Below are 15118 nucleotides of genomic sequence, written 5' to 3'. Positions count from 1 at the left end.
TGCTTGATGCGCTTCATTATTCGTTGCTTGATTTGAAACCAAATTTTTTGTTGAAGCGTTCCACACGACCATCCGCAGATGCGAATTTTTGACGACCTGTATAGAATGGATGTGAATCAGAAGAAATATCTAAACGGATAACTGGGTATTCGTTACCATCTTCCCATTCCATTGTTTCGTTTGAAGTACGTGTTGAACCACTTAAAAATTTAAAATCAGTAGTAGTATCTAAAAAGATAACTTTTTTATACTCTGGATGAATTCCTTGTTTCATTGTTTTCAGCTCCTTTGCCCTGAACCATCTGGAACAGAGTTTATTTGTGACTTATTCACTCAATACTTACATATTATATATGTTCAACTATTAAAATGCAACCTTAAATTTATATAACAGGTTTACCTGTCTTTGCACTTTCAACCATTGATTTTCTAAGTTCTTCATAAAATTCTTGATTTGTTTTTGTTCTTTTTAATTTTCGAATAAATCGTTCTGCAAAATCACCTTGGTCGGTAAATAGATTTCTTAATTGCCATATCATCTCTAAATCTTTAGGATCGAGCAATAATTCTTCTTTACGAGTCGAACTACGTCTAATATCAATTGCAGGAAATACTCGTTTTTCAGATAACTTACGGTCTAAATGTAACTCCATATTTCCAGTACCTTTAAACTCTTCGTATATCATATCATCCATACGTGATCCTGTTTCAACTAATGCAGTAGCAAGTATTGTTAAACTTCCACCCGCTTCGATATTTCTAGCAGCCCCGAAGAAGTGTTTTGGTCTATGAAGTGATGCAGGATCCAAACCACCAGATAATGTTCTACCGCTTGGTGGAACAACAAGATTGTATGCTCTTGCTAATCTCGTTAATGAATCCATTAAGATAATAACATCTTCGCCAATTTCAACTAATCTCTTAGCTCTTTCTAACAATAATTCAGCTACCTTTACATGATGTTCAGGTGGCTCATCGAAAGTCGAGTGTACGACTTCTGCATGTTCAACCGATCTTTCAATATCTGTTACTTCTTCTGGTCGTTCACCTATTAATAGTACAAATAATTTAGCATTCGAATGATTTACCGCCATAGCATTTGCTATTTCTTTTAAAAGTGACGTCTTACCTGCTTTTGGAGGTGCTACTATCATACCACGTTGCCCGAGACCGATAGGTGTAACTAAATCCATAATTCTAGTTGAATAATTTTTCTCTGTCGTCTCTAATTGGATACGTTCTTGTGGATATAAAGGAGTTAATGCTTGAAAGTGTGGTCTCTTTTTAACTTCTTCAGCATTGTGATCATTAACAAAGTCTACTTGTAATAAACCATAATACTTTTCATTTTCTTTTGGTTTTCTAACTTTGCCCGTTACTTTGTCGCCTTTTTTAATTTCGAATCTTCTTATTTGACTAGCAGAAATATAGATATCTTTCTCACCTTTGGAATAGTTAACAGTTCTTAGAAATCCATATCCGTCAGGTTGAATATCATCTAAGATACCTTCCATATAGTAATTTCCGTCTTTCTCCATCTGCGCTTCCATAATTGCTAAGACAAGCTCTTTTTTATTTAATTTACTATAATTATTTATTCTGAGTTCTTTTGCCTTAGATGTTAATTCTTTTGTTGTGTAGTTCTTGTATAATTCGTGAAACGATTCATACTGAGGACTAGTTCTTACTCTTTCAGCCATAATTGTGACACCCATTTCCTAAAATCTATTCATCAATAACATAATGAATTTTTATAAACTTCCATTAAACTATAGCATTTTTTTACTTGTAAGACAAAAAATGTTATAGCTCATTATTTATATTTTTTTAATTATACTTCTAAATAAAATATAACCATCCAACATTAATAAAAACTAATGTTAGATGGTTCATTATGAATCTTATATTATTTATAATAACCAGGTATTGATTTAACTTCTAGGAATTCTTCTATTCCATAGTCACCCCATTCTCTACCAAGTCCGGATTGTTTATAACCACCGAATGGTAAATTAGGTCTTCTACCTGAATCATTTATTTCGACTGTTCCTGCTTCTAATTGTCTCGCAACTTCTCTTACTTTATCTTTGTCGTTTCCATATACGTATGCTGCTAATCCATAAACAGTGTCATTTGCAATTTCAATTGCTTCATTTACATCTTTATACGTAATGATTGTACCTACTGGACCAAAGATTTCTTCTTGTGCAATTGTCATGTCATTATTTACATCTGTAAATAATGTAGGTTTCACAAAGTATCCTTTTTCTATACCGTCTGGTTTCCCTACGCCACCATGAAGTAGTGTTGCACCTTCATCGATACCTTTTTGAATGTATCCTTGAACTGTATCAAACTGTTTCTTAGATACTAATGGACCTGTATCTTGCCCAGCTTCTCTAGGATTACCAACTTTGACATTTTCAATTGCTTTTTTAGCTGCTTCTATAAATTCATCTTTAATACTTTCTGGTATTAATGTACGCGTTGCTGCTGTACAAACTTGTCCTGTATTTTGAACAAATTTAGCAACTGCACCTTTAGCGGCTTTTTCTACATCAACATCATCAAGTATGATTAATGGTGATTTACCTCCTAATTCCAATGAAACTTTCTTGAAATCTCGAGCAGCATTTTCCATAATTTTTCTACCAGTTGGTCCAGATCCTGTAAATGACATCATTCTTACATCAGGATGAGAACTTAAAGGATCTCCAACGCTTGCGCCGTCACCATTTACTAAGTTAAATACACCTTTAGGCACGCCAGCTTTTTCGAAAATCTCTGCAAGAATAACAGCAGCAAATGGCGTTTCCTCAGATGGCTTCAATACAACAGTCGAACCTGCAGCAAATGCACCAGCTAATTTTAATGATGTTTGGTTTGTTGGGAAGTTCCAAGGTGTTACAAGTCCTGATACCCCTATAGCTTCTTTAACAACTAAATCATCACCGCGACGTTCTTCAAAATTAATTGAATCGATTGCTTTACTTGCTTCTCTAAAATGATTCAACCCCATTTGATAATGAACTGATTCTGATTTTTCGATTGGTGAACCAAGTTCATCTGTCATAACATCTATTAAATCTTCTTTTCTATTTTCATATTCATCAGCAATTCTTTCTAATAGTGCTTTTCTTTCTTCTACTGATGTATTTCTAAATTTTACGTATACACTTTTTGCTGCAGCGACAGCGTCATCTACATCTTGTTTGTTACCTGCAGCAACTTGTCCCATTACTTCTTCTGTTGCTGGATTGATAACGTCAATTGTTTTACCACTATGACTATCTACCCATTCGCCATTAATATATTGCTTAATATCTTGTCTCATATATTATCTACTCCTTTATAATCATTACATTATTCATTATAATACCTAACACACTTAAATTTAAAATAATGTGTTTATAAAGAAATAATAAAGAAGACCCTGGAACATATTTGTCTCCAGGATCTCCTCATTATGTTATGACTTTATATTTCAAGAATGATTCTCTTCTAATTCTACATTACGCTGTGCCCATTCTTCTAAAGGAACAAGTGCCTCTGCTAATTCATATCCTTTATGAGTAAGATGATATTCAACAGATAATGGTGTTGTAGTAACTACTTTCTTCTCAACAAGACCCCAATCACTTAACTCTGTAAGTTTCAGTGATAATGCTCTAGGTGTAATTCGTTTGAGATCTCTTTTCATATCAGAAAAGTGAGCAGCCCTTTCATCACAACGTGACAAGTAATTGAGTATTAAACCATTCCAACTGCGTCCTATAACTTTGAATGTTTCTTCTAAATAAGGACATACTTCCATAATACTCACCTCTTTTAATTCTATAAGACTATTATACTACATTTATTATACAAAGTATATATTTTATACTTCTATTCAATAACTTCTGTCCAAATATCTGCACCAAGTGATTTTAATTTTTCAACTATACCACTATATCCTCTATAGATATGATTAACATTATAAACTGTCGTAACATCTTCAGATATTAATCCGGCAATGAGTAATGATGCACCCGCTCTTAAATCACTAGCAGCAACGCTTGTTCCAGTTAATTTAGATGGGTAGTATATAGCAGTTCCATTTTCTAAGTGAACTTTGGCTCCCATTCTACTCAATTCATCAACATGTTTAAATCTAGCTGGGTATATCGTTTCCGTCACTTTACTAGAACCGTTCGCTTTTAAAAGTAATGGCGTAAAAGGTTGTTGTAAATCTGTCGCAAAACCAGGGTAAACCGCAGTTTGGATATCAACAGGTTTATATTCATCTTTACCTCTAATTAAAATTGAATCTTCACCTAATTCGATTTCTGTACCCATTTCTTTTAATTTAGCAATTAATGGTTCTAAATGTAGCGGAATAATATTTTCAATTATGACTTCTTCACCCATTGCAGCTGCAGCACACATATATGTCCCCGCTTCTATTCGGTCAGGAATAATAGAATGTGTTGTTCCATGTAAAGATTCAACACCTTCTATTTTTAATGTGTCTGTACCAGCGCCTCTAATTTTAGCACCCATATTATTTAACAACGTAGCTACATCAACAATTTCCGGTTCTTTTGCTGCATTTTCGATAACAGTTCGTCCTTTAGCTAATGAAGCAGCAAGCATAATATTAATTGTAGCGCCAACACTTACAACGTCCATAAATATTTTTGCACCAACTAACTCTTCTGCGATTAAATACATTGCACCTTGTTCGTTTGTTACTTTAGCACCTAAAGCTTCGAATCCTTTAATATGTTGATCGATTGGACGTGGCCCTAAAGGACATCCTCCAGGTAAACCAATGACACATTTTTTAAATCGCCCTAACATAGCACCCATCATATAATATGATGCTCTTAATGATTGAACTTTATTATTTGGTAATGGTAAATTAACCGCTTCACTTGAATCTACAACAAGTTGGTCTCCGTTAAGTTCTGTCTTTATATTTAAATCGCCTAATAGGCTCATTAAAGTCTTTACATCTGAAATATCTGGTAACCCATCTAATGTTACGACATCATTTGCCATTAAACTAGCGGGGATTAGTGCGACTGCACTATTTTTAGCACCACTTATTTGAACTTTACCATTTAATTTATTTCCACCGTTTATTTTTATTACTTCTTGAGACATATGTTTACTCCTTTACTTCATCGTCTTAGAGAATGCATACTCTCCCAACATGAATAGATAATTAATACTATTATATACTATTCAATAACATAAACGCAAAAACGCAAAATGTAAATATCTAAATATTATATAAAAAAAGATCGCTAATAAGTCAGGTGACTTATTAGCGGCCTTTTTATAACAATTTATTAAATTAATTAAAAATTAAGCTTGGTTTGAAGTACCAAATTCTTTAATTTTTCCTTTAACAGTTGCTTTAATTGCTTCACGAGCAGGTCCTAAATATTTACGTGGATCGTAAACTTCACTGTCATTATTTAACACTTCACGAACTGCTTTAGCAGAAGTGATTTGATTTTCAGTGTTAACGTTAATCTTAGCAGTACCATAAGTGATAGCTTTTTTGATGTCTTGAGTTGGGATACCTGTACCACCATGTAATACTAATGGTAAACCAGTTGAAGCACCGATTTCTTCCATTTCTTTAAATCCTAAGTTTGGTTCACCTTTGTAAGGTCCATGTACAGAACCTAATGCAGGCGCTAATGTATCAATTCCAGTTCTTTCAACTAGTTCTTGACATTCTTTAGGATCAGCATAGATAACGCCATCAGCAACAACATCATCTTCTTGTCCACCAACAGTACCCAATTCAGCTTCTACAGAAACACCGTTAGCATGCGCATATTCAACTACTTTAGAAGTAATTTCGATGTTTTCTTCGAATGAATGATGAGAAGCATCAATCATAACTGAAGTAAATCCAGCATCAATAGCTTCTTTACATTTATCAAAACTTGAACCGTGATCTAAATGTATTGCTACTGGTACTGTAATTTTGTAATCTTCAAGTAATCCTTCTACCATCTTGACTACAGTTTTGAATCCACCCATGTAACGAGCTGCTCCTTCTGAAACACCAAGAATAACTGGTGCATTTTCTTCTTGAGATGCTTGAAGAATAGCTTGTGTGAATTCTAAGTTATTTAAGTTGTATTGACCAACTGCATAACCATTTTCTTTCGCTTTAATTAACATTTCTTTCATTGAAACTAAAGGCATTGAGTTTCCTCCTATTTGTGCTTTGCACATATATTTATACGTTAATTATATCAAATTTTAATGCTTTATGCATCTTTTGAAAGCCCTATCCTAAATGTTTTCTTGCAATTTTCATAACTTCGTCAATTGAAAACGGCTTCATAAGCATACCTGTAATATTTTCATTTGTTATCGTTTCTAAATCTATTGATGTTTGAAATGCGGAAATCATATATATTGGCACTTCTTTATCTAATTCTCTTACTTTTATGATGACTTCTTCTCCCGTCAAACCTGGCATTCTCTTATCAATAAATACGAGGTCATATTGATGTTTTTCAAACAATTCAAGACCTTCTTTACCATTTTTGGCAGTATCTACACTAAACTCATTTAATTCAAAAATTTCTTTTAAAAGTTTTCTAATATTTTTTCATCGTCTATAATAAGTACATCCATTGAAGATACCCCACTTTTTCTATAAAATAAATTTAATTACATATTTAAGGAGAATGCAAATTGCTTAAAATTTTCAATACTCAACTGAATGGTATATTCAGTAAAATAGATGCACAAGAAGAAGAAATCGAAATTGCGTCCCAATTACTTATGCAAGCTGCAGGTGGTCAAGGGAACATTTTAATTCATGTATGTGGTGAAACTAAATATTTTTCAACTTACATGACAGATAGTGAAGAAAAACTACCAAACGCTAAATTAATTGAATCTATCGATGAAATCAGTAAAATCGATACAACCGATCGTGTGTTATTAATTTCACCATTTTTTACCGATGAACTGCTATCTTGGATTGAAAAATTAAACGAACACGACATAGATTTTGTTGTGATTTCAAATAAAGATAAAGAACATAAAACACATGAATCATTAATGCATTTCATAGATTTATCAACGCCTAGGTCAATTGTACCTACTGCGGATTTCAGCAAAATCATAACGCCTCATATTATGGCGCTTAATTATATTTATTATATCATGTATGCAGAAATGTATGAGATTACGCAAGACTTAGAAGAACTATAAATTGTGAAATAAACGCTTATAACGTATTTAACCCAACAGAAAGACAAAGATCGTAACTTTTCTTAGCAAATTAAAGAAAAGTTACGATCTTTATGTTCTAATGATTTATTTTTGATTTTTAATACTTGCTTCTACAAAACCTTTGAATAATTTTTGAGGACGATTTGGTCTTGATACGAACTCTGGATGGAATTGACAAGCTACGAACCACGGATGATTTTCTAGTTCAACTATTTCAACTAATCTACCATCTGGGCTTGTTCCTGAGAATGTCATACCTTCACTTTCCAGTCTTTCTCGATATTCATTATTAAATTCATAACGATGACGGTGTCTCTCATCAACTTCAGAAACGCCATATACATCATGTGCAATCGTTCCTTCAATCAATTTACATGGATATACACCTAATCTTAAAGTACCACCTAAATCTTCTATATCTTTTTGTTCAGGTAATAAATCGATAATTGGATATGGTGTATTTGGATCTAATTCTGCAGAATGTGCATCTTTCATGCCCACTACATTTCTAGCAAATTCTACTGTAGCTAATTGCATGCCTAAACAAATACCTAAATACGGTACATTATTTTCACGTGCATATTGTACTGCTAAAATTTTACCTTCAACACCTCTATCACCAAAACCACCAGGTACTAATATCCCATCTACATCTGCAAGTTCTTGTTTATAATTTGATGTATCAAGATGTTCAGAGTTAATCCATTTAATTTCAATATCCTTCTTAAAGTTATATCCAGCATGTTTAAGTGCTTCAACAACTGATAAATAAGCATCTTGTAAACTTACATATTTACCAACTAAACCGATTTTCACTTTACCATCTAAATTACGAACCGTTTCTAATAGTTGCGTCCATTCTGTTAATTCAGCTTCCGGATCTGCATCTAAAGCTAACCTTTCTATTACAAGATCATCCATATGTTGTTCTTGTAACGCCAATGGAATTTGATATAAAGTGTCCGCATCTCGACATTCGATTACAGCACGTTTGTTAATATCGCAGAATAATGCAATTTTGTCTCTTAAATCTTCAGTCATTTCATATTCTGTACGTACAACAATTAGATCAGGTTGTATACCTAGACCTCTAAGTTCTTTAACACTATGTTGCGTAGGTTTTGTCTTCATTTCACCCGCTGCTTTAATATATGGAAGAAGCGTACAGTGAATATACATAACATTTTCTCTACCAAGGTCACTTTTTATTTGTCTGATTGCTTCAATGAAAGGAAGTGATTCGATGTCACCAGTTGTACCACCTATTTCAGTAATCACAACATCAGCATTCGTACTTTCACCAGCCATTAATAATCTTGATTTAATTTCATTTGTAATATGTGGAATAACTTGAACTGTTCCACCTAAAAAGTCGCCACGTCGTTCTTTTTTCAAAATATGTGAATATACTTTACCAGCAGTTACATTAGAATATTTATTCAAATTAATGTCTATAAATCTTTCGTAATGTCCTAAATCCAAGTCAGTTTCAGCTCCATCTTCAGTCACAAAAACCTCACCGTGTTGATAAGGACTCATCGTACCTGGGTCAACATTTAAGTATGGATCGAATTTTTGAATTGTAACATTTAACCCTCTATTTTTAAGTAGTCTACCTAAAGATGCTGCTGTAATACCTTTACCAAGTGATGAAACGACGCCACCTGTTACGAAAATGAACTTTGTCATGTTTGTACCTCCATCTAATAATTAAAAAATAAAAAACGCTCCCACTTACATTAATTCATAATGTAAGGAGGGAGCGCTATATTTTATACGTTGTCCTATTTAAAGGAGCCCAAATAAAATATTACCATCTTTTAAAGAAAAGTCAATTATAATTCTTCTTCTTCCTCTTCTTCGTCTTCATCTTCTTCATCGACTTCGACAACTAAACCAGCTTCATCAAGTTCATCTTCAACTTCTTCGTCTTCAGGATCTTCAGGATCATTCAGTCCTTCTTGATCGTCTTGAGCAATTGTAATATCAACATCTTTAGTTTTATCTTCTTCACCTAATAATGTGATATCTAAATCCTCATCTTCATCAAGTACAGTGAATTTTTGAATAGTTGGCGCTATTTTTTCTTCAATATCATCAACTGAATACCAGTCTCTAAGACCCCAAATATTTTCACCTACACTTAAGAAACGACCATCAGTATTTAAATCAGTATAAAATTGTAAAATACGATTTTCAATTTCTGAATCCTTATAATTACCTATTCTCTTAAATTCGTCTATCATATCATATAAATTCGTGTCTTTACCGTTTTCATTTAATAAGATAAAAGCCATTTCAATAAATGAATGTTCGTCTACCATCTCTTTAGAAAAATCTTTTAATTTCATGCTTTACTCTTCCTTTCAACAACTATACTATTGTCGCGCATTCGTATATATAATCATAACAGTTAAAGATTATAATTGACAAGCTGATTTTTAGCAAATGTTAGTTTAATAGTTAATATATTTCATTAACGTCATATAATCTTCAGTTTTTTGTATTTCAACAAAATTCGCCTTATCACATAATGGCTTAAGTTTGTTATGTGAACCGAACAGCGTTATATGTAATTCTTTTTTGTTTTTAAAGTTTCTTCTTATAAACGTGCTAAGCTGTCTTAATGCACTTTCAGCTATGCCTTCTTTTCTTTCGCTTTCTTCCACTTCAATACTTCTTACATCAAAGTTATCATCTTTATGTTCTAATACGATAATACCAATTTTTTTATTATCTTTCATTAAATGTATATTTTCATATTCATCATCTAAATCATTTTCTTGTAATTCTAATCTCAAAGATGAAACATATTTTGAATCTAAATCTAAATAATACAATCTTTCTTTACCCAAAGGTCCTTCTTCTTTTGTCGCGGTATGCATAAAACCTGCTCTTTCATATAAATTCCATGCTGCCTCATTTTCAGCATCTACAACTAAAAATAAATGATCAAAATCAGGAAACACAAATTGAACATATTCTGGTAAATTCATCATGATTGTTGTCCCATATCCATTACCTTGATATTTTTCATTTATAGATAATGAACGAATGTATACGACATTTTCTGGAGTGTCGTATCCTTCATGTTGATAATATTTATGTAATACAAAAAAACCTACAATTTCGTTATTTATATTTACAACTACGTTTGGCCTTCTATCTACATCTTCAATTGCTTCATCTAATACTTCTTTAGGTAATGATGAATATACTTGTTGGCGCTCGTTCAATTGAAAAGCGTTTAATGCGGATCTCATATTTTCTTCAAATGGTTTAATATAAATATCACCGTATTGTTTTTCTTGTATCATTTCCAATCCCCCCACCTATTTAAATATATCATAACTAATTTTACATGATATGCACAACAGAGAAGGTTTTATCCAAAAAATAACATGTTAATCTCATATATATTAGGGTAATTGAAATTGCGACTGCATTTATTAAAGGGGGATAACTATGGGACAGTCAAAACAGCCTTCAGATAATCATAATAATAAAATGACCTTAGTTTTTTGGGTATCAATGTCTATTATATTATTAATTACCATTGTAGCAGGGATATTCCCTAGTGCTTTTGGTAAAAATGCAGATATATTATATACATTTATATCTAGTAGTTCAGGTTGGCTATTTCTTATCATCGTATTTGTATTAGATATATTCTTAATTGGATTAGCTATTACAAGATTTGGTCGGTTTAAACTTGGTGGAGATAATGAAAAACCAGAATTCTCTTTTATTTCCTGGATTTGCATGCTTTTCTCAGCAGGATTAGGTGTTGGTATAGTCTTTTGGGGTGTAGCAGAGCCAATGACTCATTACTTAAAATCACCTATGCCTAATGAAGTTAAAGGAAGTACACTAGAATCCGCTAGATTAGCCATGGGCTATACATTTTTCCACTGGGGTATTTCTCAATGGTCAATCTTTGCTATGGCAGGCTTAATCGTTGCATATTTCCAGTTTAGAAAACAAAGAGATGGTCTCATCTCTACAGCAATGGAACCGGTATTTGGTGAAGCATATAAAAAACCTTACAGAAATGTTATTGATGTATTAGCAATCGTCGCAACAGTTATGGGGATTGCCACATCTATCGGTTTAGGTATACTTCAAATTGGTGGCGGCCTTAATCATGTTTTTGATATTCCAAATAATAATTGGACTAAAATTATTATAACTGTCATTATGACTGTTATATTTTTAGGATCAGCAGCATCAGGTTTGAACAAAGGTGTTAAAATTTTAAGTAATTTAAATATATTTATCTGTTTTGCTTTACTGATATACATTTTAATTTTTGGTCCGACAATGTTTATTTTCGAGACATTTACTGTAGCAATTGGTGATTATATAACGAATTTCGTCCAATACAGCTTAAGATTAAATCCATATGAAGGTGATAATTCTTGGATGCAACAATGGACAATATTCTATTGGGCTTGGGTTATTGCTTGGTCACCATTTATAGGTGGATTTGTAGCACGTGTATCTAGAGGTAGAACAATTCGTGAATTTGTTATTGGTGTACTTATTATTCCACCATTGATTTCATTTAGCTGGATTGCTACATTTGGTGGTACAGCTATTTACCTTGTTATTAACAAAGGTGCTGGTATTGCTGAAGATGTTAAAGGAGATTATACGATTGCACTATTCTCATTACTCTCGCATTTTCCACTGTACGAAGTGACTAGTATATTCGCAATTATACTAATTTTCTTATTCTTAGTAACTAGTGCCGACTCTACTACATTCATACTTTCTAGTATGTCTGACAGAGGTTCTATTACACCGCCATTAAAATACAAACTCGTATGGGGTATTTTAATAGGATCAATTTCTGTATCCATGACTTTAGCCGGTGGACTTAAAAGCTTACAAACTGCTTCAATTGTAGCTGGCCTTCCATTTGCCGTCATTCTCTTCTTAATGATGTTCTCAATAATGAAAGCATTACGAAGAGAACCTGCAGAACACTTTAAAATGACGTACATTGATGATGATACTGACTTTTCCAAATCATTAGAAGAACGTGAAGAAGAAGATAAATAAATCAAAACCACCCTTTAAAGGGTGGTTTTGATTTATTTGAAAATGATATTTATGTCCCTGCTTCTTTCATAAATTAAAACGGATGTATCGAAAAATATATCCAATAGACGCTTATCCACACTATCAACCAAAGCGATAATTTGATATATCGATTAGTGTTTTTAAACACGATATGACTTAATACGTATGACAAATAACTTGTTAATATAAATCTTAAGAGTCGTGCAATAAAACTTACGAATATAAATACGATAAATGATATACCTTCGTGATAGCTCATCATCGCATAAAGTTTATATGGAACACCAAACAATGGTGCTTCTATTAATCCTAGTACGCTTTTATCTTCTAATGAATGTATAACATGTTCTATCATATATGGATGAATACCAGGAATCTTGAGCATAATCATTTCAACAAAGTTTAAATTTTGTATTGAAACAATGTATACAATTATACCGCCTAGAACTGCACCTATAATTGCTATAAGATTCGCACATAATAATTTAAATTTACTTTTTTGTATGATTGCATAATAAGTTAAAGCAACATCAGGAATGATAAAAAATACGATTGCTTCAAGAAAAGCCCATATAAATATAATTACCATTCTTTGAAATCACCTTCATTTCTGAGTGCATCCATTCGTTCATTCAGTTCATCCATAAATGCTTTTCTATTCTCATTAAATAAAAATGGTCGTCCTACAAAAATATCAACAAAGAATGGTACAAATAATTTAGATCCTTTCGGTAATGATTTGCCTAAACCATGTAGAAACAATGGTTGTATCGGTATATTAGGTCGTTCTCTCATTAAATAATAAATTCCTGATTTATATTTTGATAACTTTTCAGGTTCTCCTCTACTTCCTTCTGGATACAAGATGATAATACTACCTTCATCTAAAGCCTCAACAATTGGTTCAAATAAACCTTTTATATCACGTGTCATTCTTCTTTCAATAGGTATGATTCTCATAATATTTACGGAAAACCATTTTAAAAGTTTATTTTTCAGAAAATAATCTCCTGCAGCTACAGGTCGTGCTTTTTTAAATCCTTTTCCTTGAAATAATGAAAGTAATACTAACGTATCTAAATGTGAATTATGATTGGCAATAATCACAATAGGACCTTTTTTAGGTAACCATTCTCGCCTACGTATATTTAATCCTAAAACAATTAAAATAATTGGTCTAATGATAAATGTAAAAATGATGTGTCTTAACATATCGGCTCACTCCTTAAAAGTAAAAGAACCTTACAAAGTGGAAGAACAGTGGCGCTGTGTATGTTAAAGAATCCACCCTATCCAAAATACCACCATGACCAGGTATTGTTTGGGAAGTATCTTTAATATTCAAATCTCTTTTTAAAGCTGAAATATTCACATCACCAACAAACCCCATAATACTAATATATAAACCTGCTACAATCATACCTAAAAGTGTAAATGGTGTTAGCAATGGCGCTAAACATAACGATAGAATTGTAGTTGAAATAATCCCACCAACAAAACCTTCCCAAGTCTTATTAGGGCTCACTTTAGGTACAATTTTATGTTTACCAAATGCTTTACCAAACATAAATTGACACACATCATTTGCTTGGGTCAATATGACTAAAAATAAAACAAGACTCGCACCAGGTACAGTACTTTTTTCGCCAGGCAACACAATTAAATATGCTATGTGACTTAAACTAAAAACCATAAGCATCAAGCCCCATTGCACAGATCCCATTGATTGTAAAAACCCTTTTGTTTCACCTATCAAAATAGCTTGTATCGGTATGAATAAGAACATATATACCGGTATGAAGATAATAAACATGCCATAAAACCCAAAATATATAAATGTAAATTGAATAGGTATAGATAAGTACGCCCAGAATAATACAGCTCTATGGCTACGATTCGTAGGTATTAGTGAAAAATACTCTTTCAAAGCTAAAAAACAAAGTAAGCCAAGAAATATTAAGGATACAGTAGAGTTTATGACTAAAGCGATTGTAAAGATAATACACATACTCCACCATGATTTAATTCTTAATCTAATTTCAGTGAAGTCTTTTTCAGGGTATCGTTTCGTTAAATAGATACTGATTAAACTTGATAATACTAATACGATAAATACTCCTATCATAACAATAAGCATTTCTGAAGAAATCTTCCCTAAATTCATGATTTAACCTCCTTCAACCCATTTGTTATTCGACTATATATGTTGATTAACATCAGAATTGAACAAACGTAAAACACAAAATGTAAATAGGGTGTCATATTTAAATGTAGAAAAATTAAAAAACTAATGAAACCAATTATAAATGCACGGTCACTTTTACCCATAGGACCATCATATCTTCTTGTGCTACCTATCACTTGTACTGTTACACCAGTCATTTCACTAATGATGGATAAGCTTATAAACATCAAAATACCTATCCCATAATCTTCTGAAATAAACACGAATGGTAAAAATAAAAATAAATCGCTTATAACATCTCCTAATTCATTCAACAATAACCCTAAATCAGATTTCATATGATATTTTTTCGCCATTACACCATCAATTGCATTTAATGCCATTCTTACAAACATCACAATAGGCATGATAATATATATCCATTTGTTATCATGAAATATACTTAAAATAACACCCGTCAGGATAGATAAGAGTAATGCTAGTATTGTAACGTGATTTGGCATCATACCAATTTTTCTCATCCAGTCAACTAATGGCATTAACAGTTGTTGGAATTTCGGTTTTACTTCGTATATGCTCTGTCTCTTATACACATCT

16 protein-coding genes are annotated in these 15118 nt (G+C 32.4%); 2 read left to right on the top strand and 14 right to left on the bottom strand.

Annotated elements, in window-relative coordinates:
* Nucleotides 1–16 precede the first annotated feature (16 nt).
* From CD111_RS01780 to CD111_RS01750, 7 genes are all read right to left on the bottom strand, one after another.
* The gene (locus CD111_RS01780) at nt 17–274 is read right to left on the bottom strand and encodes a type B 50S ribosomal protein L31 (RefSeq protein WP_095086624.1); all 258 of its coding nucleotides are present in this window, start codon (nt 272–274) and stop codon (nt 17–19) included.
* A gap of 109 nt (nt 275–383) precedes the next feature.
* On the bottom strand, nt 384–1700 hold the full coding sequence (gene rho / locus CD111_RS01775; RefSeq protein WP_095086621.1) for a transcription termination factor Rho: 1317 nt from the start codon (nt 1698–1700) through the stop codon (nt 384–386).
* A gap of 206 nt (nt 1701–1906) precedes the next feature.
* Entirely contained in the window at nt 1907–3334 is a 1428-nt protein-coding gene (locus CD111_RS01770; protein WP_095086618.1) for an aldehyde dehydrogenase family protein, read from the bottom strand.
* Nucleotides 3335–3484: 150 nt separating this feature from the next.
* Entirely contained in the window at nt 3485–3814 is a 330-nt protein-coding gene (locus CD111_RS01765) for a winged helix-turn-helix transcriptional regulator (RefSeq protein ID WP_095086615.1), read from the bottom strand.
* 71 nt (nt 3815–3885) lie between these two features.
* Nucleotides 3886–5145 carry a UDP-N-acetylglucosamine 1-carboxyvinyltransferase gene (locus CD111_RS01760; protein ID WP_095086612.1) on the bottom strand — a complete coding sequence of 420 codons (1260 nt, stop codon included), beginning with the start codon at nt 5143–5145 and terminating at the stop codon, nt 3886–3888.
* Between the two features lie 204 nt (nt 5146–5349).
* On the bottom strand, nt 5350–6207 hold the full coding sequence (gene fdaB, locus CD111_RS01755; protein ID WP_095086609.1) for a class IIb fructose-bisphosphate aldolase FdaB: 858 nt from the start codon (nt 6205–6207) through the stop codon (nt 5350–5352).
* Between the two features lie 85 nt (nt 6208–6292).
* Complete coding sequence (locus CD111_RS01750; protein WP_240610490.1) at nt 6293–6592, bottom strand: response regulator; 300 nt, start codon at nt 6590–6592, stop codon at nt 6293–6295.
* Nucleotides 6593–6705: 113 nt separating this feature from the next.
* Between CD111_RS01750 and CD111_RS01745 the strand changes: the two genes are divergently transcribed.
* Nucleotides 6706–7230: a DUF2529 family protein gene (locus CD111_RS01745; RefSeq protein WP_095086603.1), complete on the top strand. Its 525-nt coding sequence runs from the start codon at nt 6706–6708 to the stop codon at nt 7228–7230.
* A gap of 105 nt (nt 7231–7335) precedes the next feature.
* Here the strand turns inward: CD111_RS01745 and CD111_RS01740 are convergent, their stop codons facing one another.
* The 3 genes from CD111_RS01740 to CD111_RS01730 all read right to left on the bottom strand — a co-directional run bounded on the left by CD111_RS01740 (nt 7336) and on the right by CD111_RS01730 (nt 10568).
* A complete protein-coding gene (locus tag CD111_RS01740) occupies nt 7336–8940 on the bottom strand; it encodes a CTP synthase (protein ID WP_095086600.1) in 1605 nt (534 codons plus the stop codon).
* Nucleotides 8941–9086: 146 nt separating this feature from the next.
* Nucleotides 9087–9602: a DNA-directed RNA polymerase subunit delta gene (rpoE, locus tag CD111_RS01735; RefSeq protein ID WP_095086597.1), complete on the bottom strand. Its 516-nt coding sequence runs from the start codon at nt 9600–9602 to the stop codon at nt 9087–9089.
* A gap of 105 nt (nt 9603–9707) precedes the next feature.
* Entirely contained in the window at nt 9708–10568 is an 861-nt protein-coding gene (locus tag CD111_RS01730; RefSeq protein WP_095086594.1) for a GNAT family N-acetyltransferase, read from the bottom strand.
* A gap of 148 nt (nt 10569–10716) precedes the next feature.
* Here CD111_RS01730 and CD111_RS01725 point away from each other — a divergent pair, with 148 nt between their 5' ends.
* Nucleotides 10717–12315 carry a BCCT family transporter gene (locus CD111_RS01725; RefSeq protein WP_095086591.1) on the top strand — a complete coding sequence of 533 codons (1599 nt, stop codon included), beginning with the start codon at nt 10717–10719 and terminating at the stop codon, nt 12313–12315.
* A gap of 73 nt (nt 12316–12388) precedes the next feature.
* On the opposite strand, the gene CD111_RS01720 is transcribed toward CD111_RS01725, so the two are convergent.
* The 4 genes from CD111_RS01720 to CD111_RS01705 form a co-directional block, all read right to left on the bottom strand.
* On the bottom strand, nt 12389–12925 hold the full coding sequence (locus tag CD111_RS01720; protein ID WP_095086588.1) for a YqaA family protein: 537 nt from the start codon (nt 12923–12925) through the stop codon (nt 12389–12391).
* Nucleotides 12919–13548: a lysophospholipid acyltransferase family protein gene (locus tag CD111_RS01715; protein WP_095086585.1), complete on the bottom strand. Its 630-nt coding sequence runs from the start codon at nt 13546–13548 to the stop codon at nt 12919–12921. The genes CD111_RS01720 and CD111_RS01715 overlap by 7 nt, the downstream gene beginning before the upstream one ends.
* 13 nt (nt 13549–13561) lie before the next feature.
* Nucleotides 13562–14500, bottom strand: a complete 939-nt coding sequence (locus CD111_RS01710; protein ID WP_095086582.1) for a phosphatidate cytidylyltransferase — start codon at nt 14498–14500, stop codon at nt 13562–13564.
* Nucleotides 14497–15118: CDP-alcohol phosphatidyltransferase family protein (locus CD111_RS01705; protein ID WP_206124214.1), on the bottom strand; the 622-nt coding region annotated here is incomplete at its 5' end. The genes CD111_RS01710 and CD111_RS01705, both read right to left, overlap by 4 nt.

This window comes from Mammaliicoccus stepanovicii (assembly GCF_002902525.1).
Taxonomy (GTDB): Bacteria; Bacillota; Bacilli; order Staphylococcales; family Staphylococcaceae; genus Mammaliicoccus; species Mammaliicoccus stepanovicii.
This window is presented reverse-complemented; position numbering and strand designations above follow the sequence as displayed.

Coding starts and splice junctions, on each gene's coding strand:
- CD111_RS01780 (WP_095086624.1), bottom strand. CDS start 274: ATGAAACAAGGAATTCATCCAGAGTATAAAAAAGTTATCTTTTTAGAT.
- rho (WP_095086621.1), bottom strand. CDS start 1,700: ATGGCTGAAAGAGTAAGAACTAGTCCTCAGTATGAATCGTTTCACGAA.
- CD111_RS01770 (WP_095086618.1), bottom strand. CDS start 3,334: ATGAGACAAGATATTAAGCAATATATTAATGGCGAATGGGTAGATAGT.
- CD111_RS01765 (WP_095086615.1), bottom strand. CDS start 3,814: ATGGAAGTATGTCCTTATTTAGAAGAAACATTCAAAGTTATAGGACGC.
- CD111_RS01760 (WP_095086612.1), bottom strand. CDS start 5,145: ATGTCTCAAGAAGTAATAAAAATAAACGGTGGAAATAAATTAAATGGT.
- fdaB (WP_095086609.1), bottom strand. CDS start 6,207: ATGCCTTTAGTTTCAATGAAAGAAATGTTAATTAAAGCGAAAGAAAAT.
- CD111_RS01740 (WP_095086600.1), bottom strand. CDS start 8,940: ATGACAAAGTTCATTTTCGTAACAGGTGGCGTCGTTTCATCACTTGGT.
- rpoE (WP_095086597.1), bottom strand. CDS start 9,602: ATGAAATTAAAAGATTTTTCTAAAGAGATGGTAGACGAACATTCATTT.
- CD111_RS01730 (WP_095086594.1), bottom strand. CDS start 10,568: ATGATACAAGAAAAACAATACGGTGATATTTATATTAAACCATTTGAA.
- CD111_RS01725 (WP_095086591.1), top strand. CDS start 10,717: ATGGGACAGTCAAAACAGCCTTCAGATAATCATAATAATAAAATGACC.
- CD111_RS01720 (WP_095086588.1), bottom strand. CDS start 12,925: ATGGTAATTATATTTATATGGGCTTTTCTTGAAGCAATCGTATTTTTT.
- CD111_RS01715 (WP_095086585.1), bottom strand. CDS start 13,548: ATGTTAAGACACATCATTTTTACATTTATCATTAGACCAATTATTTTA.
- CD111_RS01710 (WP_095086582.1), bottom strand. CDS start 14,500: ATGAATTTAGGGAAGATTTCTTCAGAAATGCTTATTGTTATGATAGGA.